This window comes from Affinundibacterium danionis (genome assembly GCF_042432465.1).
GTDB lineage: Bacteria > Pseudomonadota > Gammaproteobacteria > Burkholderiales > Burkholderiaceae_D > Undibacterium > Undibacterium danionis.
On the sequence record NZ_JBHLXJ010000033.1, the window covers coordinates 14,537 to 40,219 of the forward strand.

A 25,683-nucleotide genomic window follows, 5' to 3' on the forward strand; every position below is an offset into this window, starting at 1 on the left:
AGGAATGAACAAAAACACAGGGAAGTCGCTATCAGGGATTGCACACCTGCGTCAAAGTATCGCTGACATTTTGTCGACACCAATCGGAACCCGCGTTATGCGCAGGGATTACGGCAGCATGTTATTTGAGCTCATTGATCAACCTGACAATGGCACTACACAAGTGCGCATTTTCGCAGCAACGGCCGAGGCTTTACTCAAGTGGGAGCCACGTCTAAAGCTAACGCACATCAAAGCACAAAGAGCAAACACACCAGGTCGTTTAATCATCACGCTCACTGGCTACGTTCTGCAAAGTAGCCAGTTAACTGATGTATCGCTCAATCTCGATCTAACTTTACGGGGAGGTTTATGAGCATCGACCTAAGCAAACTGCCAGCACCTACGGTCATTGAAGAGCTCAGCTTTGATAGCTTGGTGGATGCGCATAAACAAGAATTACTTCAACGTCAGCCAAATCTTGCGAACGTCATTAACTTAGTGTCGGAACCCCTCGTCAAGCAGCTTGAAGTTTTTGCTTATCGTGAAATGCTACTGCGCCAGCGCATCAATCAGGCTGCAAGATCGAATCTATTGGCCTACGCAACTGGCACAGATTTAGATCATAAAGGTGCGTTCTATGATTTGGCCAGACTTGCCGACGAAAGCGATGATCGCTATCGCCAACGCATTCAATATCGTATTGCATCGCTCGCTGGCAATGGCACCGCTGAACAATATAAATTGATCGCAATGACAGCAAGCAGCAATGTAAGGGACAGCAACGTCTATTTATTCGCACCCGGTGTTGTCGGGCTGATTCTTTGGCTAAGCGACCAATCACAAGTAGAAGCAACAGAATCACTCGTTACAGCAGCAATGAATGAACCCAACGCGAAGCCTGTAGGGATATCAATCTTGATCTCAACGGCGAAGCTTAAAGCAATTGACTTTACCGCGACGGTTTATCGAGAACCGGCCGCACCGGTTGATTTATCCGTGCAAGTTCACCGTATCTTCATAGAGCGGCTTGCCAGCTATGCAAAGCTAGGTAAGAACATTCCTTTATCTTGGATTACATCGGTGTTGCATCAACCGTACATCAGTCGCGTTGAATATGGCGATTCACAGCCAGACCTATATCAAATTGCTTTTGATGAATATGCGATGCCTGGGCAAATTAACATAATCGACGGTGGTGTCCAATGACAGACATCGCTCAACTTTTACTACCAAATGCTAGTGAACTAGAACTTAATCTAGTTCGTGTTTGCCCTCGCCAAGCTATCGATGTGCTCTGTGATTCACCACAGAACACGTATGCGTCAATGCCAATCAATTTCTTACCATGGCTCGCAGCAGAATGGCAGCTAAGCAAATTTACACCTTACTTTGATCATCAGCAGGATCTCATTGATGCTGGCCTGCCTTGGTTGTTTCATCGTGGTTCTTTGCTGTCTATTTCCGAATCATTGCAATGGCTTGGCTACGACAATGCAACATTGGAAGAAGACGAATTTCTAGTTCATATTGATCCTGGAACGCTAGAAGCGGATCTAGATCTCGACAATATTCAAACTGTCGTCAACAGCTCATTGCCAGCGCATGCGCGTTTTTATCGCTTGCATCATGGTCTAGACCTAAGAGCGGGTCGATTCGATGTTAGCTACTTTGATCAATGCTTATTTGACGATGATTCGGGTGTCTGGATGGGTGATCCATCGACCGATGGCGTCAAGTTATCGTTTGGTTCAACAAAGACGGTAGAACTTGCAGCGCCTCCAATGTTGCAGCCCATCGTCACTTACAGAGAACGACTCTTAACAATTGTCATTGATGATTCATTGATGCAGTTGGACAGTTGGCTACTGGACAGCGAAATCAGGTTAAACAGCATTGTCAGCATTAGCGATTTAACGATCGGATCTGTCAATCAACCTGCACTTGATCCGGTCATCGTTTTACATCGCGATCGTCAGATTGCTGTCACATCAATGATCTCTGCAATTGCACCAGTTGAATGCATCACTTACGTGACATCAACCGTCGTTATGCAACGACCTCTGCCAATTTATACATGGTCAGATCAGTGGCAACACCGATGGACCATCTACTACCCATTAATTGCAGTACCGAGTAATTAGAAAGGATACAACATGGCAGTTTTAGAAGATCAAGGTCGCATCGAGTTAGCAGAGCTCGTTAAAAATCGACCACTGCACCTAGCGTGGGGGCGTGGCTTAGCCGCATGGGACAACCTGGCACAACCAGAACCCATCACCGCGACTGAGCTCGTTGATGAAATTGGGCGTCGTGTCGCATCACAAAAACACTTTGTCGTTCCAGAAACTGACCCGCAGGCGATCAACACCATTCAAGTACCAGGTGGCGACTTATATCGCATCGTAGAAACGCCCAGTCGCTGGGTATTCGTTGAATTTGTTTTCGATTTTGGCGATGGCATTGGAGAAAGTATTCGCGAGCTCGGTATGTTTATTGGGACGCAAACACAAGCCAACTTGCCAATCGGGCAGCGTTACTTTACGCCCGATCAAGTCACCCAGGCTGGACGCCTTTACATGCTAGATCACATTCCACGTTTGATTCGTTCCGGTGCAACAGAACAAATCTATCGCTACGTTTTACCGTTCTAAGTTTTAGGGACTTGAAAATAATGGACCAAAATATTAATTTGCCTAATTACTTGAATCGATTCAATCCAGAAAAAGGTTTTGATACGATCCTATTTCGTTCGGATAAAGTTATTCAGTCGGACGAACTAAATGAGCTTGAAAGCAACTTACAAACACGGATTCGTAATATTGCCGATGTCTTACTTAAAGACGGTGCACTCATTCGCGATGCCAGAATTATCGTCGATCAACTGACTGGACAAACAACTTGCGAATCGGGCGCGCTGTTTGTTGATGGCACTGTGCGTGGGGTTGCACCAGCAACATTGCAAATATCGACTGTGGGCATTGTCTCTGTCGGTGTGTATTTGCAAGAATCGATCATCACAGAATTTGAAGATCCTAGCTTACGTAATCGCGCATTAAATACTCGCGGATACGATAAGCCAGGCGCGGCCAGATTAAAAAAAGTTCTCGTATGGGGTTTTGCTGGTGACAATCAAACTGGCAAGTTCTTTCCGGTGTACACCGTGGATGATGGGGCCGTACGCAGCAAAGAACCTCCACCGCAGCTCGATGGCGTAACACAAGCGCTCGCACGCTACGATCGCGATTCAAGCGGTGGAACTTACGCTGTATCCGGTTTAACCGTCACTAAAAACGATGATCTGATCTCGGGCGAACAGGTGTACTCGGTCTCTGAAGGTCGTGCCCGGGTATCTGGTTTCGGTGTAGAGATCGGCACTAGTCGCCGTGTCGTTTATAACGCGCTGCCAGACTTCCGCTATATCGAAAACGAACCGCATCAATCAACGACAGTGGGTATTCAGCGCGTCAATTTTGACAAGTCACCCGCCGCAAACGTAGTCGAAGTAACGATCATTGCGCAAAAGACGATTGATGTGGCGCATGGCGGCTTCACTGGCGCGATGGATCCACTCGAAGATAATTCTGTGCTATCTATCTTGGAAGTCAAACAAGGTGCGACTATTTTTCAAGTCAACACTGACTACAAACTAACAGCGCAGCAAATCGATTGGACACCTGCAGGTGCAGAACCGGCCACGGGCAGTACTTACAAAGTCACGTATCAATATTTAAAAAAATTGGCACCTGCAGCATTTGATCCGGATGGATTTACCGTTGAAGGCGCGATTGTTGGTACCGCTATTTTGGTGAGCTACAACCGCATGTTGCCAAGAATTGATCGCCTTTGCCTAGATAGCAACGGTGGTTTAATCTGGCTTAAAGGTATTGCAGCAGACCGCGCACCAAGTGCGCCATCCGTGCCGGCAAGTTTATTGTCGTTGGCTAGCATCTATCAAAGTTGGCGTACCAACCGCCAATTGCTCAATGATGCTGTCCGTGTTGTATCGATGGACACCCTCGAAGCGTATAGCCGACGTCTTGATTATCTGACTGAGCTCATGGCTCAGCAACGTCTTGAATCTAGTTCGCAGATGATTGAGGCTGGCGCCAAGCGTGGGATCTTTGTTGATCCCTTCGTTTCGGATTCGATGCGCGATCAGGGATTGGCACAAACTGGGGCTATTTTCTCGGGTGAACTCACGCTGCCAGTCTCAACAACAGCTTATGGATTGTCTGCAGATATTAGCGCCCCAGCATCGCTTAACTTTGCCACTCTGTCGATCTTAGAACAACCGATGCGCACCGGATCGATGAAGATTAATCCGTACATGTCTTTCGATCCACTACCCGCGGAAATCAAGTTAAAACCAAGCGTGGACCGCTGGACTGAAGTCGTCACAGAATGGACCAGTCCAACAACCCAAAACATTACTCAAAACGTATCAGGTGCGGATCGATTTGTCGAAACAAATGATGCGAGGTTGTTTGGTAGTGTCGTCAACAATCAGATAGAACAAAACTCAGTCAATGACGTGACCAGAGTCCTCAATACCAGCAATAAACCTGCTGAATTTTTACGTCAAACAACTGTCGAATTTACGATTGATGGCTTCGACCAAAACGAACAATTGCAAGTCGTTCGTTTTGACGGTATTACTGTCGCTGTATCAAATCTCGCATACAACCAAGGAACCATTTCCGGACAGTTCACAATCCCCGCTAAAGTTTCAGCAGGGAATAAACGTGTCGAATTTCTTGGCACCAACAGCAGTTACGGCGTAGCAATCTATTCTGGCATTGGCATTGTTGTTACGAACGTGCAGCAAATCGTCACGGTTAGATCATCAGGCTGGCTCACATTTAATAGCGTATTCGTTGGTCAAAACCTGCGTGCGGATCCACTTGCTCAAACATTTACTTTGGCCAACTCACGCCAGGTGTCCGCAGTCGAATGCTGGTTCACGGCAAAAGGAACATCCCGCTTAATTGTGCAAATTCGCGAAACATCTTCGGGAATGCCGAATCAAAACGTGATCGCACAAGGCCGAGTGGACGCATCACAACTCGACATCAGCGGTGCTGTCACAGCGATTGCATTTGAGCGCCCAGTCTTTCTGAATGCAAACGTCGAATATGCCCTGGTATTAATGTGTGATGATGCGACAACTGCTGTCGCGGTCGCGGAATTGGGCAAATATGACGACCACCGCGATGAGTGGGTAACCAGCCAGCCCTATACTGTTGGCGTACTCCTTTCATCATCGAATGCAAGCACATGGAACGCCCACCAAGATCGCGATCTAGCATTTCGTCTACTTGCTTCATCGTACACAGCACCTACACGCACCATCGATTTAGGTGGCGTCGACCTGGTAAATGTGACCGATTTAATGTTACTCATGCTGGCAGAAACACCCAGCGCACAAACACGCGTTGAATATCAGATCACGTTACCTGATGGATCTGCGATCAACGTTGATCAAGGGCAGCCGGTAAAGCTTTCCGAAGTGATCAGTGGACGATTCAACGTAAGTGCAAAATTGACTGGAACGGTAGAGCTCTCGCCAATTTTGCACCCAGGCGCAACCTTGGTTGCTGGGACAGTCGCCAATCAAGGCGATTACATCAGCCGATTAATCCCAGGCGGCGATGATGTCAGAGCAAGAATCGTCGTTGAAGCGAACCTACCAGCTGGCTCGAACATGAGCATCGATATCGCTGAAGAAACTATAGGTAACGCCCCTCCTTCTTACGTCGCGGTGCCGTACGTATCCAGTCGGCAAATTGCCAATGACTGGCATGAACTGACCTACGAAAAAGCCAACTTTGACGCAACCCGATTCCGCTCGCGCATCACATTTAGTGGCAATACAGCTAGCCGACCTCGTTTAAAAAATCTTCGCGTAATTTCGATATAGAAAAGGTGTGACCATGTCAGTGACAGACGAAAAAACAGCGAACAGAGACTATCCACTGCCACATCACAACAATAGCGGTGTTGATGATGTAGAGCGGATCCGCGAGGCAATGCGCAATATCGATAGTGATGTAGCAGCACTGGGCAACATCAAAGAAGATAAAACAACAGTTGCTGCGATGCAGTTAGAGCTCAATCAAAAATTGCCCATTTCTGTAGCAGAACAAATGCAGAGTGAGATTTCGCACATCAGAGCGCTCACTTATTCAAATCTATAAAGCTAGGGATACTCCATGTCTATTCTTAATTTCAGAAAAACATTTCTGGCAAAGATCCAGTCTCGTTTAAATCAAATTGACGTCAATACTTCAACAGATGAACAACTGTTGATTGCTGGTGCGCTCATTAAACAACTCGATGCAGTCAATCAAATCAATCCCGTTAGCGTTGACACGCTTGCAATCATCGACAATTTGAGTGGTGCGGAATTAGATGAACTTGCCCTTGATCCTGATTCCTATGCCCATGTAATCAATATCATCAAGAATACCGCGGTCATGACTGTGATTGCGAGAAGTCCATCAACGATGGCTGCGATTAGCGCATCGGCGGAATGGATCAAGTTGATCAATGCCGAAACATCAGCAATCAATATCATCGTCAGCAGCAACACGGCGATGAATGCACTCGCTAGCAGTGAAACCGCAAGAACAACAATAGGTACGACAAACGGCAATTTATTTTCATCGATCAAAATAAACAATACAGCTTTAGCGAAATTAATCGCAGGCTATGCAGGAAAAAATCCAGCCAACTATGCCGATATCGCATCGCTTTTTGCGCTTGCAAATGATGTCAATGCAATCGCCTCAAATGCCACGGCAAGATCGCTTTCAACATCGATTGCTGTCGCATTTGACATAGCAAAAACAATTTCGATGGTCATGGCAAAATTAATCGCTGCCACAGCTGGCCTCAATGCATCAGACTTCAATGATATGGCAGCGCTGTCAGCAAACAATGGCGCGATGACCACAATCTCGACACATACTGCAGCGCTAGGACTTTTAGCCCAAAGCAATGTAGCACTGGCAGCGGTTTTTACAAGTTATTCAAACCGACTACTGTTGTGGAATAGCGCGAATGCTATCGCTGTTTTACTCGACGTTGCTCGAACATACCTACTTTCGATTTCTACTCAGCTGACGTTTTATCCAGAATATCCAGCGATTCAATTAAGCAAGAAAGTGTGGATTCTCCGTGTGTATGCGGCTGACGGTTCAACAAGCGGAAACACCAGCTACAAATACATAAATGGCGCAGGCACAGTTAACTCTCTAACCGAGCCAGTCAATACGCTTTACACAGTCAGCTCCCCATATTTGCCGGGATCTAGTCGATCTAAAGCATCAATACTTGAAATCACGTCTACCTATACAGGTGCAGGATCTGGTTTCAACAGAGCGAACTACTCTTATTTACAAATGGAGGCTTAACAAATGAAGTTTGTTATCAATGAACAAGGTGGAATTATTGGCTACACCAATGACCCATTGGCCAATGGCCCCGATGTACCGGAAGATTTTATTGAAGACAACTTAGATTGCTATGTTGTTGCCAATGATATCGCCTCGCTTGATCTTTCGCTTCTACTGGCTAAGGCAAAAAAGCAAGGCATCGTCAAAATCAAACTCATGGCACAAAAGCTGATTGAGGCAACCGACTGGAAACTGCAGCGCGCCAAAGAGCGTGATCAGGGTGGATGGGGAACCTTATCGGACATCGATCACGTATTAGCTGAGCGTGAGTCCATCCGTCGATCTTCTGATGCTGCTGAAGTGTCGTTAAATCAATTAGCAACCATCGAAGAAGTGCAAGCATTCACTTGGTCAGTTAACGTGAATGTCAGCCCAGCAATGCGCTTAACCCGTGGCGAGTTTTTAGACCGTTTTACTGAATTAGAAACCGTCAACATTGTAGCGGCCGCAGAAACAAATGCAACGCTGAAAGCTTGGTTACTGCGCATGGAAAACGGGGAATGGGTTATCCGCAATCAAGCAATACCAGGCTTGGAAGCACTAGAAATTGCTGGCTTGCTCGCACCAGGTAGAGCAGCCGAGATTTTAGCCTAACCCAATCGTTTAACCCTTAGAGCAGTTTTCATCAACCAATAATCGAAGGATCCACAATGACCACCACTTATCACCATGGCGTTCGCGTCGTAGAGATCAACGAAGGCACACTGCCCATTCGTACCGTTTCCACAGCTGTCATCGGCTTGGTTGCTACTTCAGATGACGCCGATGCCGGCGCATTTCCACTCAATATTCCAGTATTAATCACGAACATTCAAACGGCCATTGGCAAAGCGGGTACCACAGGCACCCTGAAACGTACCTTGCAAGCGATCTCACTGCAGACCAATCCAGTGACGATTGTGGTACGCGTTGCTGAAGGTGACGACGAAGCAGAGCAAACTACCAACGTGATCGGTACAGTGACACAAAGCGGCCAATACACAGGCGTTAAGGCGCTGTTGAATGCACAGGCTAAGTTCGGTATCAAACCACGCATTTTAGGCATGCCAGGGCTTGATACGAAGGCCGCAGCAAATGCCTTGGCCGCAGTGGCCAGTCAATTACGCGCATTTGCCTACATTACGGCTTGGGGTTCGCAAACCAAAGAAGAAGCGACCGCCTACCGTGACGACTTTGGCCAGCGTGAAGTGATGGTGATCTGGCCTGACTTTGTAAGCTGGGATAACGTCGCCAATTCCGCAAGCTCGATTCCTGCTGTTGCGTATGCCTTGGGCTTACGTGCCAAGATTGACAACGATATCGGCTGGCATAAGTCATTGTCGAACGTGGTTGTGAATGGTCCTACTGGCATATCCCGCGATGTATTCTGGGATCTGCAAAGTAACGCTACTGACGCTGGCTATCTCAATCAAGCGGCCGTCACTACTTTGATTAATAAGTCGGGTTTCCGCTTCTGGGGTTCTCGCACTGCTGAAGATGGTGGTTACTTCTACTTTGAGACAGCCACACGCACCGCGCAAGTGCTGGCAGACACGATTGCGGATGTGCATTTCTCTTACGTAGACAAGCCTATGCACCCTTCCCTTGTCCGTGACTTGATTGAATCGATCAATGCCAAATTCCGCGAGCTTAAGACAGCCGGCTATTTGATCGATGCAAAAGCCTGGTTCGATCCTGCAGCCAATACCAAAGAGCAGTTGGCCAACGGTCAATTACATATCGATTACGACTACACGCCAATCCCACCGTTAGAAGATTTGGTATTGCAGCAACGCATTACCGACCGCTACTTAGCTGATTTTCAGCAGCGCATTACGGCTTAAAGATCACGTTATCAAACTGAAATGAAACCCGCCTTGCCCGATCTGGGCAAGGTTTATTAAGCAGCATAAACAGTATTTAGGAGTACACATCATGGGCTTACCTGCCAAACTCAAAAACTTCAATCTCTTCAATGACGGTTTGTCTTATCTTGGTACCGTCGCAGAAATCGCACTGCCAAAACTCTCTCGTAAGATGGAAGAATACATCGCGGGTGGCATGAGCGGCCCTATCGAGATCGACTACCACAATGAAAAGATCGAGATGGATTGGACTGCAGGCGGTCTCGTAGTCGATGCACTTGCGCAATATGGCGCTGTACAGCATAACGCCGTGCAATTGCGCTTTGCTGGTGCATACCAACATGACGACACAGGCGAGGTTGATTCAGTCGAAATCGTGGTACGTGGACGCCACAAAGAGATTGATCAAGGCACTGCCAAAGTTGGCGATAAGACCGAGCATAAATTCAAGACCACCTGCAGCTATTACAAACTGATGGTCAACGGCGTAGACATCATGGAATTTGACTTCATCAACGGTATCGAAATCGTTGGTGGTGTTGATCGCACTGCTGATATGCGTCGTGCGATTGGCATGTAACGAAAATTCACGCCGATCTGTAGCGCGATATTTACCAATTTACACATTATAGAAAGTACGTCATGGCAACCAAAGATAACAATGAAATTCAACATAAAAATGAAATCGTCATCATCCTGGACGAACCAATCAAGCGCGGTACTGAGACCATCACGCAAATTAGCATCCGCAAACCATCCGCTGGAGAACTGCGTGGTATTTCTCTGGTTGAACTCGGCCAAATGAATACGACTGCTTTGCAACAAGTCTTGCCGCGCATCACAACGCCTATTTTGACCACGCAAGATGTAGGCAAATTGGACCCTGCTGATCTATTAGAAATCGGTGTCGAGGTAGCTGGTTTTTTGGTCAAGAAAGCGGACAAAGCGGCATTCCAACGCGAGTAGAAGAAGCAATGGCCGATATCGCGATGGTGTTCCACTGGGCACCATCGGCGATGTCGGACTTTAGTCTATCCGAATTAATGGAATGGCGGGAACGCGCCAGACAACGATACGAAAGCAATGAATAATGTCAGACCGCGACTTAAAACTACAAGTAATCTTCTCGATGATGGAAAAGGTCACCGCGCCGCTAAAGAAAATCATCGGCACATCTGAATCGGGTGGCAAGGCACTCAAAGCCATGCGTGACAAGCTCAAAGATTTAGAATCACAACAAGTCGCGGTCTCTGGCTTTCGTAAAATCCATGGCGATCTAAGAGAAACATCCAGCAAGCTCGAAACCGCAGAGCAACATGTCAAGTCATTAGCGCAAAAAATGCGCCTCGTGGAAGCGCCTACACGTGCGATGACACGTGAGTTTGATAAAGCCACCAAAGCAGCAAAGCAACTCAAAGAACAGCATCAAAGCCAAAGCCTGCAACTGCAAGGCATGCGCGACAAGCTCAAAGCTGCTGGGATTAGCACACACGAGTTAGGCAAAGCTCAACAATGGCTCAAAAATAATATTGCTTACACTAATGCTGAAATAAAAGATCAAATTAGAAAACTGGAAGCCGCCACAAAAAAACAAGAACAACTGGCCACAGCTAAAAAACGCATGGAAAGGAGTCAAGCCGTCGCAGGGAAAATGGCGATGACAGGCGCGGGGATGGTCGCCGCTGGCACGGTAGCAGCTGTAAGTCTTAAATCCCCCATCAGTGCTTTTGCCAATGCAGAAGATTCAAAAGTACAACTCAAAGTATCTATGATGCAAGAAGGCGGCAAGGTGTCGCCTGAGTTTGAAAAAATCAATGAGCTTGCTACCAAATTAGGTGATCGGTTGCCAGGAACAACATCGGACTTCTTAGACATGATGACCATGCTTAACCGTCAAGGCATGTCAGGCCAAGCCATCTTGGGTGGCATGGGTGAAGCGTCTGCCTACCTTGCCGTTCAACTAAAGAAATTACCTACAGAAGCCGCCGAATTTGCAGCGAAGATGCAGGATGCTACGCGTACCAATGAAAAAGACATGCTCAAACTCATGGATGTCATTCAACGAACTTACTACCTCGGTGTAGACGATAACAATATGCTAGAAGCGTTCACCAAAGTGTCACCTGCCCTGCGTACTTTACGTCAAGAGGGACTTGAAGCGGTCAATACCATTGCCCCGATGATCGCGATGTTCGATCAAGCAGGTATGAAAGGTGAGGCTGGTGGTAACGCCCTGCGTAAAGTACTTGATTTAGGAATGGACAAAGCAAAGCGCGACAAAGTAAATAAAATTTTGGCACCAAAGGGTATCAAACTCGATTTTTCCGACGGAAAAGGCGAATTCGCTGGGATTGAAAACATGTTCACCCAGTTTGCAAAGCTCAAAAGCCTCAACAACGAAGAAACGCTCAAAGCGATGGGCACGCAATTTGGCGATGATGGTGAAACAAAGCAAGTGCTTGAAATTCTGATTACCAAGGGCAAGGCCGGCTACGAAGAAACCATTCAAAAAATGAAGAATCAAGCCTCATTGCAAATGCGGGTCAATGAGCAATTAGGCACACTTAAAAACCGCTGGGAAGCAACTACCGGCACATTCACCAATACGTTGTCAGTAATGGGTGAAACGATAGAACCTGAATTAAAAAAACTAACGATGTGGTTGGGAGAAGTTGCCCAATCCACAAGTGAATGGGTAAAGGAAAATCCCGTTCTCGCATCGACATTAATGAAGGCCGCTGCCATCGTGGCGGTTCTACTAATTGGCTTAGGTGGCTTAGCGCTTGTCCTTTCTGTATTAGGCAACGCGTTAGCCGTCGCACGCTATGCCATGATGGTATTTAACTTGACCTTGCTGATGAACCCTATCTTTCTCATCGTGGCCGCTGTAATGGCATTGATAGCTGTCTGCGTTTATCTTTACAACACGTGGGCACCTGTTACACGATTTTTCGATCAGCTTTGGACCGACATTAAATTGGCATTCAAAGAGGGGTTATGGGGAATCACCAAACTCATCATCAGCTATTCTCCGATAGGTATGCTACACAAAGCTTTTGGCGCGGTATGGAATTTTTTTGATGGACATGTTTGCGAAAAAATGACGGGGTATGGTGGGAAATTGATCGATTGGTTAGTCGATGCCATCAAAAGTAAAATACAGTCTTTGCGAGATACATTTATTTCTGTCAATAAAATGGCAATGAGCATCTTACTAGGTGCCAGCGCTGGTGAAGCTCATGCAAAAAAACTAGAAGCGATCATTCCCAATATCAGCACGCCTGCGATTACGTCCCCTATTGCAGAGAATACGAACCAAGCAAACCTAACTAGTTTACCCAAATTTGCACCGAATCAATCCTATTTTGATATTTACAAAGCTGGCGCCATACCAAAGATTTCACCCGACCAGCTGCCCTTTGATGCGTCCAAAGTTGGTGATTCATCCAAATTGCTTGGCTTAACGCCTGCACCCGAAGAGCTATTTAAGATAGACCAACGGCCAGCTCTAAGCCCAAGCAAAACAAACACGAATGTTACCCACAACACGAATCAAATCACTATTAACACCTTACCGGGGATGGATGCCCAAACGATAGCGAGATTGGTCAAAGAAGAACTCGATAAACAGACTCGTAAAAACCAAATCAGTAAGCGCTCCAGCCTGCACGACTACGACGAATCTTAAGGACATACCAGCATGATGATGAGCTTAGGCCAATTTGTCTTTAGCCTACCAACAATCGCATACCAACAGTTTCAGCGACAAACTGAATGGAAGCACCCAAGCACTTCGCGCGTGGGTGAACGCGATGCACACCAATACACAGGTAAAGGGGTAGATTCAATCACGCTCAGTGGCTGGTTTGCGCCATCACTTAGTGGCAAACCAGCGTCGATTGACGACTTGCATGCCATGGCTGATCGAGGCGAAAGCTACGTGCTGGTCGAAGGCACGGGCAAGATTTACGGCCAATATGCTATTACCAATATTGACGATAGTCGGTCGATGTTTTTTCAGGATGGTTTAGCACGTAAGATCGATTTCACCATCAAACTAAAACGCGTTGATCGTGGTGACCAGATCGCACAGCAGACAGACAACTCGTACGAGATCGAATTCTTAGATTATTTAGACGACGACATTGCAGAATGAATCATCCACAACCGGCATTTTCCGTTACGCTTGACGGTAAAGACATCACAGACAAGATCTACCCTCGCCTAGTCAGTCTCACACTGACTGAATCACGAGAAGATGCGGTCGATCAATTAGACATCACGGTTGATGATAGTGATGGGCTTGTGGCCATACCGCGCAAAGGCGTTAAAATCACTTTGCAACTGGGCTGGCAAGATACAGGCATGGTAGACAAAGGTACTTTCATTGTCGATGAGGTTGAGCACGAAGGCGCGCCAGATGTCCTGGTATTGCGCGCCAGAAGCGCCCAGTTAGGCAAACCAATTCGCACCAAAAAGACCCGCAGCTTTCACAAAAAAACCATTGGTGAAATCGTAGCCACTATTGCGGGCAATAATAGTTTGGCAGCCAGAATCAGCCCTTCATTCAAAAACAAGGTGATTGATCACATCGATCAATCAAATGAATCAGATATCCATTTCTTAAACCGCATTGGCAAGCTATACGACGCTGTAGCGACTGTTAAAAAAGATGCCCTAGTCTTTCTGCCCATTGGCGAATCGATGAACAGCAAGGGCGAAATCATGCCCACTGTGACGATATCCCGCAAAGATGGTGACCGCCATCGATACAACACAGCAGACCGCGATGCTTATTCCGGTGTGCGTGCGCAATGGCACGACAAAAACGATGCAAAGGAATACAGCGAATTAGTGGGATCGGATGACAACCCCAAACGATTGCGCCACGTATACGCCAGCGCAAAGGCTGCAGAGACGGCAGCAAAAGCGGAATGGAATCGCATACAACGCGGGGAAGCGACTTTGCAATTTAGCCTGGCATTAGGCCGCCCTGACATCACGCCCATGACATCAGTGAAGATCCCGACCTTGAAGGCGCCAATAGGGTCAATGACTTGGCTGGTGACAAAAACGACGCATAGCCTGACTAGTAATGGCTATACGACGCAATTGGATATGGAGACGAAGAAGTAATCAGTGGCACGATTACTGCTAGAAATAAAGTGGATCCAAGCGGATCCATTTTTTTACATCTACGAGGGTTAATCAATGAAACTTGTACTGCAGATCATCACTGTTATTTCAATACTGGCTGGACTAGCCATCTTCTCATCAGCTAAAAGCGCTATTCACGAAATTGAGGCGTTCTTGTTGTTTTTAATTAGTGCGGTTTTTTTATCTGCATTGACGATCGTTTCTACCATCGAAAAAACAGCCAAAAAGTTAGATAAACAGAATATTGAAAATAAATAATTTTATTGAGTTGGTTGGTTATTGTGCCCCCTTAACCAACCTACACCTCAATAAATTTTCCGAATAAATATGCTCTTGGCTGTATAGTGCTTATCCTTCGGTTTTGTTATAAAGGTAACGGTGACATCTGCCTTAACAACCGTCTTTCCAAATAAAAGCTTTTCATCAACATGAGGGTCCAGCTCAATTTTTGTTCTTGATGTAACGCCCTCAATTTTGCCTGCCCAACCGGAATTTTTATTATCCAAATCGTACGCTCTAATTTGGATATCAATATTTTGCATATCCTCGATTTTTTGATTTGCAATCTCTGGCACTTCCTTCGGCGCTTCTAGAATTGCTTTTGGAGTGATTTCTATCTCTGGACCATCAATTCCAGCCATACTTATTGAAGATTCTGGATCACTCCTAGCAGGACTCACAAACTTGATCGCATTTTTCGCATTCTCTTTCTTATTTGTGACTGCAGCTTCAATAATCGCTTTTAGCGCTTCCGGCGCCATCTTGGTCGCATCAGCACCAATCGTAATAATCGTATTATTGTTTGCTTGGATCTGTGGACTTTCACCTTTCGATGAACTCGCCAAATGTAAGCCATAACCAACTAATCCAGCTAATGCGATGCCAATCAAGGTGTTCTTCAATTTTGGATTTTCACGAATTTTTTCCATAAATTTCTTTAAGTCCTCTTCGTCTTTAAAAAACAAGGTTAGGACAATTGTCTCAAACAAACTACCTGACTCTATTCGCTCAACATGCAGTTCAGAAGTACGAATTTTTGTCTCTGTAATACCAGCGATTACAGTTGGCACTGATTTCATCAATGCCTGAAGTGACTCAAGCGCTTTTATTACTTCAGAAATTGGTACAGGGTTCCTTGTATTGTAATGGATCGTATGCGATAAACTGTACGGGTAGGTCACTATTGTAGTCATGTGGTCTCACTGTCTATAAGTTTGAAGTTGGCTCTTAAAATTCATCTTTTTGCTTTAATCGGCGTTTCCCACATCGAATCGCTGCTTGCAGAGCCAATGCATTGCTTTACGCTGCCATCGATCATGCGAACAGTACTGCCAATCGAATACACCTTGCCATCGTTATGACATTTTTTATCGATAGAAACAGCATCCGTTCCAGCTATCGCTTTATCACTAGTCAAATACATCCACGCCTGCATGACAAGCGATGCAGCTAGTAACGCCAATAGTATGTTTGTCTTGGTGCGTGAGTGCGTGAGTGTCGTTGATAGCTCTTTACACTTACTGCAGGCGGCTGACGTTGCAGCTTGTACTTTTATTGATGGCTTGGTTTTTCTATCGATTTCATTTTGCGCACTGGCGATCATTCGATCTAGCCAGTCGGATGCCTCTTTATATTTATCCATGGGGAATAAATTCATTTTTTTAGCACCCCCTATGATCAATAGATCCTTGTAAATTTCTAAGGTTTCAAGCCCAGAAAGTGCGGCATATTCTTTGACTTGCTTAGTTATTCTTTCACGCTGAAACGTCGTTAAGTACTGTACGTCTTTATCGTTGATCGTCACATTCATGACATTGCTCATTGTTGGCCCTTGCGTCGAGTTACCATTCACTATTTGGCCAACGTCACCTTTAATCGTATTCTTCTTTCCAGTCACTGCTAAATTCATCCTTTTAAACTAAATTTTCCATGTAAAACAAAATCGCTTACATGTAAAAAAAATGACGATGCTGAGATCGTCATTTTTGAGTCTACTGTTGTATCAAAATTTTCAAGCATCGTTTTAATTATTCTCAATCTATTTGAACATTGTCTTACTGAATTTTGAATGATGGGCAAGCGGTCGACAGACGATCGACAATTGACTCATGGCTGTATCTTCAAATTCTTCGGTCAACTTATCTGCAATCAAAAAATTATTCTCTGCACAAACATCAGAATCCGCATTGATAAACATTTCATGTATCGCCGTACCATCCGAAAGATTTATCCAGTCCGTTTGTATCACTTCAAAACCTGCATTGCGCAAAGTCTTTTCCGCTGTTTCTAATAGGTTTAGAAGATGCACTGATGTCACGTTATTTACAGCAAGCATCTTTTCCATTTTCTCTACCTGGCATTATTCGGAATCGTCTAATTACGTATCATACATAAAAATTTAATGCCAATTTCAAGAGCTAAAGAAATCTCACTTTAAGTCCGCTACAGCGTCATGAAAATCATTCTCATGTATGATCAACAAACGTTCGCCTGCTTTGCGTAGTTCTATCGCTCTCTCAACCTTGCGGCCATAGCAGGCATAGGTCCAACATGGATTGCCATCTGCACCTACCACCAAATACGATATTTTCTTTGATACTGAGTTACTTGTTAGCCCTCCGAATTGTTCAACTACATGAAACAATTCCTGTCGAGAATAACGATTTGATGCACCCGTAAAGCAAAACATTTTCCCGTCGAATTCGATCTCCGGACAAACGGCGCAAAGTCCAACGAATGCACTTCCTTCTTGAATCAATGGACTGGTGATTGTTCGATCATCAAGTAGTGCGATGAACTCTGAAAAAAAATCCTTCAATTGTCGATGCTCATCCGGACTAATAACTTTATCAGCTAATACGCCTGTAATAAGGCTCTCAATTTCATCAAATGGCCAGCATGTTTTTAGATGGCTATGGTCCTCCATCCAATCAGACAGCCCTCGTAACTCTTCCTCACTTATCAGACCATCTGCAATAATGCCACCGACCACGGCATGCAACCGTTGGATATCAGCAGTCACTTGGTCATAGTATTGGGTCGACTTCAGTTTTTCACATAGCCAGATAATATCTTGTCGTTCTTCATCATCCAATATCCCATCCTGCACTGCGGTTTGAACCACTGGCATCAGCTCGTTAAATGGATGACGATTGGCCAATTCAACGTGTTCTGAAAGCCACCTCATGAAAAAATCAATTTCGGTTTCATTGATAACGCCATCAATTGCAATACCCTCAACCAATCCAAGCAGGGAGTTAATTGATTTATCAAGTTGAGATGTTGAGACAAAACGATTTAATACTAATTGATTTGACGCCATCAAAAATCCTTCCCCTTTTTATCAATCTAAGTAAAACAAAATAACACCGCCATTTGCTTCCAATTAGTCTGGCACTTCTCCGGTCTCAATCAGCGAAAAAAACTGTGCTTCATCGAGTATACAAACACGCTGAGATTGAGCTTTTTCTATTTTTATTGGGCTAGCTTTTGAGCCAATACATAAATACGCCAATCCCAAAGTGACAGACTTGCACACATGCAAACCAGCGTCTTCAGACATCGCTTCAAGTGAAGCCCTTTTTAACGCTGCAAATCCAGTAAAGGCTATCTGCGGACGTGTTGGATCTGGGCGCCCCATCGCAGTCCGTTCTCTTACTGGTTTTGGTGGAGCACTTTCATAAGGTGAAAATAAATATGCATCACTTCCATTTAGGTATTCAAGAACACGATCCTTACGAAAAGTCCTGATTCCCTCATCATCTACGGAAAAACCCTGTATGTAATATACAGATTCCTTCCAATGAGAAAGGCATCGTTCACGAGTGACGCCTTCTGCATTACGATAAATAAAACTAATGATTTCCATTATTTTTAACTCTTCTTTTTGCCACCTACCGTAAAGCTAAGTGATTGAGTTGAAAGATCACCATTAATGATCTGACCTACATCGCCCTTGATATTGTTTTGTACGGTCGAATTCATTCCACCAATTAAAGCCATTACGCCAGCTTTTCCTCTCAAATCAAGGCTACGAAAACCATTTAGTAAATCTGATTCATCACTGCTCAAGGTAGAAACAGAATATTTACCAGTCAGCACATATAAGACATCGATGCCGACTGTCGCAACCAACGCTAAATACTCCGCGTTTGGCATTGACTTTCCAGCCTCCCAATCAATTTGTGATCGCTTAGACGCACCACCAACTTTAGCAAGATCACTTTGGTTAAAACCAAGGCGATCACGCTCTTCACATAAACGAGTGCCAATTATTTCACGCAAAATTTCACCATAAAGTTTGACAAGTGCAGAATTCTGCACTAATATCTCGTTACACCTAACGATTCGTAATGATACCTTATGACATCTACAAGACAAGCAAGTATTGCGCCCATTTCTCGTGCGCCAAAAATAAACGGCTCTATTGCTACGCCTATCCGTTTATCACCTGATGAGTATGCAGAGGCCAACGAGTTTGCCGAAGCACAAGAGCGCTCTCGGTCATCATTCATGCGATCGATGTATCTACGAGGTCTTAAATCACTTAAAGCCGAAATTGCATCCACTGTGGCTCTTGCCAAACAGTAGACCAGTTACGCGCAAAATAATAATTTGAAAAGTGATTTTTAAATGACCCCTCAAGACGCTTTCTACCAAACCGTGACCACATTTAGTGGTGGCGTGGAATCATTGGCACCGCGCTTAGGCATGAGTGCACAAATTTTGCGGAACAAAGCCAATCCAAATAACGTGCATAACTATCCATCGCTGTCGGATATAGAACGCACGATGACGATCACCGGCAATGTGATTATTTTGCATGCGCTAGCGCAATCGCAAAGTCATATCTGCATTCCCATCAATACGGACTCTAGTGCTTGCGATACAGCGATTCTTGAGCTGGTTGCAAAGGTCTGGTCTACCAATGGCGATGTTGGCCAAGCGGTCAACGATACATTGGCTGATGGCCGCGTAGAGGCACACGAAGTGAAACGTGTTGACGATGCGATCCACAGAACGATCACTGCATTACATGACATGGCTGCCCGTTTGAAAGGATTATCCGAATGAGAGTTATCGGCCTACCTTGCCCCCATTGCAAAAGCGGTGTGAAGGCAATCAAATCTAGAACTATGTCTGAGATGTTTAAAGAGATTACTTATCGCTGCCAGAACGAAGAATGCGGCCATGTGTTTATCGCTGGGCTTGAAGTACTGCGCACGGTATCTCTATCGGCATTGCCGAATTACGAAGTAAAAATCCCGATTTCGCAGCACGTGCGGCATGCCGCATTGAATCAACTGTCGCTCAATTTATCGACCGCATAGCGACTTTCTAAAACCCTTTTTGTTGTAGCTGGAACATGCCTGTTTTTAGGCGTGTGGGACTTTTTTTGCCTGAAATTTTGTGAGGTAGGTATGAAACAACCAGAGGATAGATTCACTAAAGACGCGTTCAACAACCAACGTGGGCGGCCACCGAAGTTGGCGCCAAAAACAAATGCACAACGTCAGCGCGAATTTCGGGAACGTCGCAAATTTAATTTTTTAAATCCTCAATTGCGTCGAGAAGAAATCTGATGAGCACGCCTACCGTCAGTCAAGAGGAATTAGAGCAAGCCAGGCAGGCTTTACACATTGTGGAGCCACTTGATCAGGTATCGCCTTTGGTTCTAAAAACATTGACGGTAGTAGCGCATTGCTGGCGCGGAAAAGTACCTGCAAGCCTTTGGGCATCGTCAAAGCCTGTAGCACAACGCAAACAACCAAGAACCATCACACAACCCCTGCAGAACGATTTTAAGCGTCGTGCAGCTGGTGATTTTGAATAAGAAACTATGGACTCATCATTACACAAAGAAATTCTCCAGCGACTTTCTGAATTTAATTTCAAGAAAGAGACGAACGGCATCTTACGTGGTGGCGAATGCCCATCTTGTGGCAAAAAAGAATTATTCATTAATGCCAATAATCCTTGGGTTGCGAAGTGCGGCCGCTTGAATAATTGCGGTGAAACTTTTCATGTGAAAGACCGTTATCCAGAGCTGTTTGATAATTGGTCTGAGCGTTACCCATCGACACCGGAGAATAAGAATCCTAATGCTGCTGCTGACGCTTATCTGCAGCACGGCCGAGGTTTTAGTCCTAATGTGATTCAAGACTTGTACACCCAAGAGAACTACTACGATCGTGAATTGAAGATCGGTAGCGCGACGGTACGTTTCAATGTCGGGGATGGCTATTGGGAAAGGATAATTGATCGGCCATACCGCTTTGGTAAAAAGAAAGCGAACTTTAAGTACGGGATGAAGTACTACGGTGGTTGGTGGAAAGCTGACACGATGGTGATCCAGGAGACACCCGAGCTTTGGTTGGTTGAGGGGATATTCGATGCGATCGCACTAATGCACCATGGAATTAAAGCCGTTGCACTGATGAGTTGCAACAATTATCCACACGATGCATTGCACAACTTGGCGCTGTCACGCGGCGGTAAAAACTGCAAATTGATATGGGCGCTCGATAGCGACCCCGCTGGTAGAACTTATACTAAGAAGCATATAAAACGAGCTCAGGATGAGGGTTGGACGTGCTTCGCCGCACAAATTCCCCAGAAAGGCAAAGCCAAGATCGATTGGAATGACCTGCACCAACGTGGTGAGCTTAATGAACATGATATTGAAAACTATCTGTATCACGGTTCTTTGTTAATCGCTAAATCTGCGATTGAAAAAGCGTTATTGATGTATCGCCATCACGGCGACCAAACAGATTTCTATCTTGATTTTACCAACAGACTTTATTGGTTTCAGTTGAATTTAGAGGCCTACAACAAGGCGCGTCAAGATCAAGAGAAGTCTGAAGATGCACAGCAATTGTCTGAAGAGGCTTTGCGTGATGAGGCATTGCGCTCTTCTAGTTCTATTCGTCAAATCGCCAATTGCAACCCAACCGCACTTTACTTTCAAGAGAACTTAGTTACGGGCGAGAGCTGGTACTACTTCCGTGTTGAGTTTCCGCATGATGGCGCGCCGGTTAAAAACACGTTCACAAGTGCCCACTTATCGAGCGCGGCAGAATTTAAAAAGCGTTTGTTGGGTATAGCAGCCGGCGCGATGTATAGCGGTTCGTCGTCGCAATTAGATCGCATATTCGCAGAACAACTGTACAACATTAAACGCGTCGATACGATTGATTACATTGGTTACAGCATCGAGCATGGTTGCTACGTTCTTGGCGACGTTGCGATGAAAGACGGCGTGATTAGTGAAGTAAATAACGAAGATTTTTTTGATATTGGCAAATTGTCGCTTAAATCGCTGAATAAGTCGGTGCACCTATCAATCAATCGTGATCCGGATGATTACCACAAAGAATGGGTCGACCTGTTCTGGAAAGCCTTTGGTGTTAAAGGTTTGGCCGCGCTTACATTTTGGTTTGGATCTTTGTTTGCTGAGCAGATCCGCGCCAAGCAGTCGTCCTATCCATTCTTAGAAGTGGTTGGTGAGGCTGGCGCTGGTAAATCGACTCTGATCGAATTCTTGTGGAAGTTGTTTGGCCGTGGTGGTTATGAGGGTTTTGATCCGAGCAAATCTAGCCTGGCAGCACGTGCACGTAACTTTAGCCAGGTGTCTTGTTTGCCTGTGGTTTTAATTGAGTCTGATCGTGAACGCCTGGGAGAAGAAAAGAGTCATGTTAAATCATTTGATTGGGATGAATTAAAGACTGCCTATAACGGCCGCTCTACCCGCGCTCGTGGCATGGCGACTGGTGGTAATGAGACGTATGAACCACCCTTCCGTGGCTCAATCGTGATCAGCCAAAACAATCCTGTAAATGCGTCTGAGGCGATCTTGTCTCGTATCGTGCATTTGTATTTTGATCGTACTACGCAGACTGCAGAATCTGGTGAAGCCGCTGATCGCTTGAAATACACATCAGTCGAAAATGTGTCTGGATTTATTTTGGCCGCGACAAAACGCGAAAAAGCGGTCATGGAAGTAATCGCCCAAAAGACGCCTGAGTACATTAAACAACTACGAGCAAATCAGAATATCAAAATGCCTCGTTTGGTAGAGACGCATTCACAAATGCTGGCTTTAGTTGATGCACTTTGCCTGGTCATAAAACTGTCTGAACATCAGCAGAGCGAATTGAAGAAGCAGTTTATTTTGATGGCGCAAGAGCGTCAGCAAATCATCAATAACGATCATGTCTTAGTGCAGGAATTCTGGGAGGCATTCGATTACCTCGACAACGGGGATATGTCGATTCTCAATCACGCTATCGATCCTGACCTTATCGCTGTCAATTTGAATCACTTCCTTCAGGTAGCGACCGAACGCCGCCAACAAGTGCCGGCATTGCGTGACTTGAAGAAAGTGCTCAAGACCAGCTCGCGTAGAAAATTTATCGAAATTAAGACTGTGAATAGTCAGATCAAAAACAGTCAATCGCCACTTGGCACACCTTCACGTTCGGTGAAGTGCTGGGTTTTCCAGCGTGAAAAATAATCAAATTGAAAGGAGATTTTATGTCGTTCATTGTGACAGTGAAAACGTGCAGTAAATCGTATTGCTACTTTGCGATCGCAGAGTCATCAGGCGATGTGTTTGATGATGTTTACGACTTGTTTGGTGCTTGCGGTGTGAGTGTAAAGACATTGGAGAAAAAGGCATGAACATCATTTCAAAAGAAAAGGTGATTGCTGAATTCGATAGTTCCTGCAGACAGAAAACTATTGAAGCAAGAGCCGAAGATGTATCGATAAAACTAGGAATTCCAGCCGAGTGTGTTTTGAAAACTTTGGCGGAATCGTACCAAATCAATTTAAGTGAGTAACGAAAAATGGCTAACCAATTCGCATCAATCATTACCGCCAGTAATGGCCAACAATGCCTATTTTATGTAGAGCCTGATGAAACCGATTTTCTGTTACATCAAGTTATTCAGACAGAGCCAGAAGGCGACCAAATCGACATCATTTTGCACATCAAACCTGATCCAGGCATGAATGACGAACAGTTTAAGGTGAAGGCATATCAATCTATCGCCAAGATTAACCAGGCTTATGCAGACAAGCTTCTAGACTCAGTTGAAGCAATGCTATCTTATTAAAATTAATAATTTAAATATCATGAACACTTTAAAAAAATACCGCGTTTCATACGATGAAAAACTTGAAATGATTGTTGAGATTGATCATGCGATCATGACCGATGAAAAGCTGCACGAAATTAATAATTTCTGGGGTGATGCATCATATCGATTTGCTCAATCCAACCGAAACATCACAGAAACAGTATTGAAATTGCTTGCCAGCAAAGCCTTTTCTGAAGCATTAAGTTCTTTAGATCCGATTAAAGCAATTGAGGAATCTGAAGGCTGGCCAAACAAGATGGATGGAACATTTGGTATTAAAATCGTTAGCATTGATGATGTAGTATTTGATTCCGACTATATTTTCGTTACGGTTGAATAACTCGACTGCGACTTAAAAATGCTACAAACTAACGATCCGCAAGCTTGGCAACAGCTCATCGAGCTGATTGCCCAGCGCATCGCAAACGACATCATGTCGAGTGATGGTTCGGGTTGTGCGCCAGTTTTGCGTGATACTGTTGACCATACAAACGTTAAAAACATAAATAATGCGCGCAATCATCTACGCTCGGTTCAGCTCCGACAAACAACGTGAATCCTCTATCGATGACCAAACCCGTATCTGTGAGCAATTAGCATCACAGAAAGGGTTTGAAGTCATCGCAATCCATTCTGATAACCATATAAGCGGCAGTATCCCAGTTCAACAGCGCCCAGGAGGTGCAAAGTTGCTTTCTGACGCCATCGCCGATCGCTTTGATGTTTTGATCCTTGAAAGTCTTGATCGATTGTCCCGAGACCAAGTGGAACAAGAGCGCATCGTGCGCCGGCTAGAACATCGCGGAATGATCATTATCGGTGTCGCTGATGGCTACGATAGCCAGATGGGCGGCCGCAAGATCATGCGCGGTGTCCGTGGTTTAGTAAATGAACTTTACTTAGACGACTTGCGCCATAAAACACACCGCGGCCAGTGTGGCCAAGTGGATCGTGGATATGTCGCGGGTGGTAAGTCATTCGGCTATGACATCGTTAAAACCGAAGTTGGTAGTTATTACGTAATTAACGAGGAACAAGCTCGATGGGTACGTTTCATTTTCACAAAATACAGTGAAGGTTGGAGCGTACAAAGGATCGCATCCGAGCTAAACAAGCATGGTGTTATGTCCCCCAGAAATAGCACCTGGGCGGTATCCGCGATCTATGGTTGTGCAAAAAAAGGGAATGGTGTCATACACAATGAGCTTTATGCTGGAAAGTATGTTTGGAATCGATCTCAATGGGTCAAGGATCCAGATACGGGCAAACGTCAACGATTTGAACGCACTACTGATGAATGGAAGGTGATAGATGTACCGGAACTACGTATCATCGACGCAGACTTGTGGGAATCTGTAAAACGCAGGAGATCTGCTCCAGCGTTACATGGTGGGCCGCGGGTAGGCAAGCCTACTCGAACCCTTTTTGGCGGCATAATGAAATGCCCTCTTTGCGGTGGTGCAATCATAGCAATCAATAAAAAACTATATGGTTGTAATATGCGGAAGGATCGAGGACCTGAAGTCTGCACAGGTGTGAGTTTTCCACGTGAAATTGCGGATAAAAGACTTTTAGGCGCTTTACGCGATGAGCTTTTGACTGACAAGGCAATTTCTGAGATCGAGCACAAAGTACAACAAATCATTGCTAATCAGCAAAAAAACAAAGCTATCGAATCAGCAAGCTCAAAAGCGCGAATATCGGAACTGAATGGGGAAATTTCACGTCTAGTGGATGCGATCGCGTCTATTGGATTGTCAGAATCGCTGAAAGCAAGACTGATCTCAGCAGAGAATGAAAAAGCACAACTTGAAAGCCAGACACCAGTAACGAAAATTCAGCCATTGGCCAACATCGACGGCGCTATTAAATCCAAGATAAAACAAATTACTTTGGATCTGCAGAACACACTTGAAAGCGATATCCAAAGCGCTCGCAATATCATTCAAAATCTCTTTGGTGAGATTCAAATCAAGCAAGAAGGCGAAACTATCTACGCTGAATACGACAACGCCGCCGAAAAGCTTCTAATGGCTATCGGCGGCGCGTCTCTAATTGTGGTTGCGGGGGCAGGATTTGAACCTACGACCTTCGGGTTATGAG

32 protein-coding genes are annotated in these 25,683 nt (G+C 45.2%); 26 read left to right on the forward strand and 6 right to left on the reverse strand.

The window, feature by feature from the left end; genetic code table 11:
- The first annotated feature begins 4 nt into the window (after positions 1 to 4).
- The 16 genes from ACFFJH_RS18550 (at position 5) to ACFFJH_RS18625 (ending at position 14,695) form a co-directional block, all read left to right on the forward strand.
- Positions 5 to 355 (forward strand): GPW/gp25 family protein, encoded by a 351-nt coding sequence (locus ACFFJH_RS18550; RefSeq protein ID WP_390214529.1) that lies wholly within the window; start codon positions 5 to 7, stop codon positions 353 to 355.
- Positions 352 to 1,188, forward strand: a complete 837-nt coding sequence (locus tag ACFFJH_RS18555; protein WP_390214530.1) for a baseplate J/gp47 family protein — start codon at positions 352 to 354, stop codon at positions 1,186 to 1,188. The genes ACFFJH_RS18550 and ACFFJH_RS18555 overlap by 4 nt, the downstream gene beginning before the upstream one ends.
- Entirely contained in the window at positions 1,185 to 2,123 is a 939-nt protein-coding gene (locus ACFFJH_RS18560; protein ID WP_390214532.1) for a phage tail protein, read from the forward strand. The genes ACFFJH_RS18555 and ACFFJH_RS18560 overlap by 4 nt, the downstream gene beginning before the upstream one ends.
- 12 nt (positions 2,124 to 2,135) lie before the next feature.
- Positions 2,136 to 2,633, forward strand: coding sequence for a hypothetical protein (locus ACFFJH_RS18565; protein ID WP_390214534.1), 498 nt, complete (start codon positions 2,136 to 2,138; stop codon positions 2,631 to 2,633).
- Between the two features lie 20 nt (positions 2,634 to 2,653).
- The gene (locus ACFFJH_RS18570) at positions 2,654 to 5,899 is read left to right on the forward strand and encodes a DUF4815 domain-containing protein (RefSeq protein ID WP_390214535.1); all 3,246 of its coding nucleotides are present in this window, start codon (positions 2,654 to 2,656) and stop codon (positions 5,897 to 5,899) included.
- Between the two features lie 13 nt (positions 5,900 to 5,912).
- Positions 5,913 to 6,176 carry a hypothetical protein gene (locus ACFFJH_RS18575; protein WP_390214536.1) on the forward strand — a complete coding sequence of 88 codons (264 nt, stop codon included), beginning with the start codon at positions 5,913 to 5,915 and terminating at the stop codon, positions 6,174 to 6,176.
- Between the two features lie 15 nt (positions 6,177 to 6,191).
- Entirely contained in the window at positions 6,192 to 7,394 is a 1,203-nt protein-coding gene (locus ACFFJH_RS18580) for a hypothetical protein (RefSeq protein WP_390214538.1), read from the forward strand.
- 3 nt (positions 7,395 to 7,397) lie between these two features.
- Complete coding sequence (locus ACFFJH_RS18585) at positions 7,398 to 8,030, forward strand: hypothetical protein (RefSeq protein WP_390214540.1); 633 nt, start codon at positions 7,398 to 7,400, stop codon at positions 8,028 to 8,030.
- Positions 8,031 to 8,086: 56 nt separating this feature from the next.
- On the forward strand, positions 8,087 to 9,259 hold the full coding sequence (locus tag ACFFJH_RS18590; RefSeq protein WP_390214542.1) for a phage tail sheath protein: 1,173 nt from the start codon (positions 8,087 to 8,089) through the stop codon (positions 9,257 to 9,259).
- Positions 9,260 to 9,350: 91 nt separating this feature from the next.
- Positions 9,351 to 9,860 (forward strand): phage major tail tube protein, encoded by a 510-nt coding sequence (locus tag ACFFJH_RS18595; protein ID WP_390214544.1) that lies wholly within the window; start codon positions 9,351 to 9,353, stop codon positions 9,858 to 9,860.
- Positions 9,861 to 9,946: 86 nt separating this feature from the next.
- The gene (locus tag ACFFJH_RS18600) at positions 9,947 to 10,246 is read left to right on the forward strand and encodes a phage tail assembly protein (RefSeq protein ID WP_390214575.1); all 300 of its coding nucleotides are present in this window, start codon (positions 9,947 to 9,949) and stop codon (positions 10,244 to 10,246) included.
- 8 nt (positions 10,247 to 10,254) lie between these two features.
- On the forward strand, positions 10,255 to 10,371 hold the full coding sequence (locus ACFFJH_RS18605) for a GpE family phage tail protein (protein ID WP_315481470.1): 117 nt from the start codon (positions 10,255 to 10,257) through the stop codon (positions 10,369 to 10,371).
- Positions 10,371 to 12,968, forward strand: a complete 2,598-nt coding sequence (locus ACFFJH_RS18610) for a phage tail tape measure protein (RefSeq protein ID WP_390214546.1) — start codon at positions 10,371 to 10,373, stop codon at positions 12,966 to 12,968. The genes ACFFJH_RS18605 and ACFFJH_RS18610 overlap by 1 nt, the downstream gene beginning before the upstream one ends.
- 12 nt (positions 12,969 to 12,980) lie before the next feature.
- Positions 12,981 to 13,436 (forward strand): phage tail protein, encoded by a 456-nt coding sequence (locus ACFFJH_RS18615; protein ID WP_390214547.1) that lies wholly within the window; start codon positions 12,981 to 12,983, stop codon positions 13,434 to 13,436.
- On the forward strand, positions 13,433 to 14,416 hold the full coding sequence (locus ACFFJH_RS18620; protein ID WP_390214548.1) for a contractile injection system protein, VgrG/Pvc8 family: 984 nt from the start codon (positions 13,433 to 13,435) through the stop codon (positions 14,414 to 14,416). Before ACFFJH_RS18615 ends, ACFFJH_RS18620 begins: the two co-directional genes overlap by 4 nt.
- A 75-nt stretch (positions 14,417 to 14,491) precedes the next feature.
- Positions 14,492 to 14,695, forward strand: coding sequence for a hypothetical protein (locus ACFFJH_RS18625; protein ID WP_390214550.1), 204 nt, complete (start codon positions 14,492 to 14,494; stop codon positions 14,693 to 14,695).
- A gap of 47 nt (positions 14,696 to 14,742) precedes the next feature.
- On the opposite strand, the gene ACFFJH_RS18630 is transcribed toward ACFFJH_RS18625, so the two are convergent.
- The 6 genes from ACFFJH_RS18630 to ACFFJH_RS18655 form a co-directional block, all read right to left on the reverse strand.
- Positions 14,743 to 15,630, reverse strand: a complete 888-nt coding sequence (locus ACFFJH_RS18630; protein WP_390214551.1) for a hypothetical protein — start codon at positions 15,628 to 15,630, stop codon at positions 14,743 to 14,745.
- Positions 15,631 to 15,671: 41 nt separating this feature from the next.
- Positions 15,672 to 16,346 carry a hypothetical protein gene (locus ACFFJH_RS18635; RefSeq protein ID WP_390214552.1) on the reverse strand — a complete coding sequence of 225 codons (675 nt, stop codon included), beginning with the start codon at positions 16,344 to 16,346 and terminating at the stop codon, positions 15,672 to 15,674.
- A 129-nt stretch (positions 16,347 to 16,475) separates the two neighbouring features.
- A complete protein-coding gene (locus ACFFJH_RS18640; protein WP_390214553.1) occupies positions 16,476 to 16,781 on the reverse strand; it encodes a hypothetical protein in 306 nt (101 codons plus the stop codon).
- Positions 16,782 to 16,865: 84 nt separating this feature from the next.
- The gene (locus ACFFJH_RS18645; RefSeq protein WP_390214555.1) at positions 16,866 to 17,759 is read right to left on the reverse strand and encodes a BRCT domain-containing protein; all 894 of its coding nucleotides are present in this window, start codon (positions 17,757 to 17,759) and stop codon (positions 16,866 to 16,868) included.
- A gap of 63 nt (positions 17,760 to 17,822) precedes the next feature.
- Positions 17,823 to 18,305 (reverse strand): BRCT domain-containing protein, encoded by a 483-nt coding sequence (locus tag ACFFJH_RS18650; RefSeq protein ID WP_390214557.1) that lies wholly within the window; start codon positions 18,303 to 18,305, stop codon positions 17,823 to 17,825.
- A gap of 5 nt (positions 18,306 to 18,310) precedes the next feature.
- Positions 18,311 to 18,760, reverse strand: a complete 450-nt coding sequence (locus ACFFJH_RS18655) for a helix-turn-helix domain-containing protein (RefSeq protein ID WP_390214558.1) — start codon at positions 18,758 to 18,760, stop codon at positions 18,311 to 18,313.
- Positions 18,761 to 18,799: 39 nt separating this feature from the next.
- On the opposite strand from ACFFJH_RS18655, the gene ACFFJH_RS18660 reads away from it, so the two are divergent.
- The 10 genes from ACFFJH_RS18660 (at position 18,800) to ACFFJH_RS18705 (ending at position 25,682) form a co-directional block, all read left to right on the forward strand.
- Positions 18,800 to 19,027: a hypothetical protein gene (locus ACFFJH_RS18660; protein ID WP_390214560.1), complete on the forward strand. Its 228-nt coding sequence runs from the start codon at positions 18,800 to 18,802 to the stop codon at positions 19,025 to 19,027.
- Between the two features lie 42 nt (positions 19,028 to 19,069).
- Positions 19,070 to 19,510: a phage regulatory CII family protein gene (locus ACFFJH_RS18665; RefSeq protein WP_390214561.1), complete on the forward strand. Its 441-nt coding sequence runs from the start codon at positions 19,070 to 19,072 to the stop codon at positions 19,508 to 19,510.
- On the forward strand, positions 19,507 to 19,767 hold the full coding sequence (locus ACFFJH_RS18670; protein ID WP_390214563.1) for an Ogr/Delta-like zinc finger protein: 261 nt from the start codon (positions 19,507 to 19,509) through the stop codon (positions 19,765 to 19,767). The genes ACFFJH_RS18665 and ACFFJH_RS18670 overlap by 4 nt, the downstream gene beginning before the upstream one ends.
- Positions 19,768 to 19,857: 90 nt before the next feature.
- Positions 19,858 to 20,019, forward strand: coding sequence for a hypothetical protein (locus tag ACFFJH_RS18675; protein WP_390214565.1), 162 nt, complete (start codon positions 19,858 to 19,860; stop codon positions 20,017 to 20,019).
- Positions 20,019 to 20,270, forward strand: a complete 252-nt coding sequence (locus ACFFJH_RS18680) for a hypothetical protein (protein ID WP_390214567.1) — start codon at positions 20,019 to 20,021, stop codon at positions 20,268 to 20,270. The genes ACFFJH_RS18675 and ACFFJH_RS18680 overlap by 1 nt, the downstream gene beginning before the upstream one ends.
- Positions 20,271 to 20,276: 6 nt before the next feature.
- On the forward strand, positions 20,277 to 22,952 hold the full coding sequence (locus tag ACFFJH_RS18685; protein ID WP_390214568.1) for a toprim domain-containing protein: 2,676 nt from the start codon (positions 20,277 to 20,279) through the stop codon (positions 22,950 to 22,952).
- A 163-nt stretch (positions 22,953 to 23,115) separates the two neighbouring features.
- Positions 23,116 to 23,280 carry a hypothetical protein gene (locus ACFFJH_RS18690; protein ID WP_390214570.1) on the forward strand — a complete coding sequence of 55 codons (165 nt, stop codon included), beginning with the start codon at positions 23,116 to 23,118 and terminating at the stop codon, positions 23,278 to 23,280.
- A 6-nt stretch (positions 23,281 to 23,286) separates the two neighbouring features.
- A complete protein-coding gene (locus tag ACFFJH_RS18695; protein WP_390214571.1) occupies positions 23,287 to 23,556 on the forward strand; it encodes a hypothetical protein in 270 nt (89 codons plus the stop codon).
- Positions 23,557 to 23,575: 19 nt separating this feature from the next.
- Positions 23,576 to 23,920, forward strand: a complete 345-nt coding sequence (locus ACFFJH_RS18700) for a DUF2528 family protein (RefSeq protein ID WP_390214573.1) — start codon at positions 23,576 to 23,578, stop codon at positions 23,918 to 23,920.
- 169 nt (positions 23,921 to 24,089) lie between these two features.
- Positions 24,090 to 25,682, forward strand: a complete 1,593-nt coding sequence (locus ACFFJH_RS18705; RefSeq protein ID WP_390214574.1) for a recombinase family protein — start codon at positions 24,090 to 24,092, stop codon at positions 25,680 to 25,682.
- The last annotated feature ends 1 nt before the right edge of the window (position 25,683 follow it).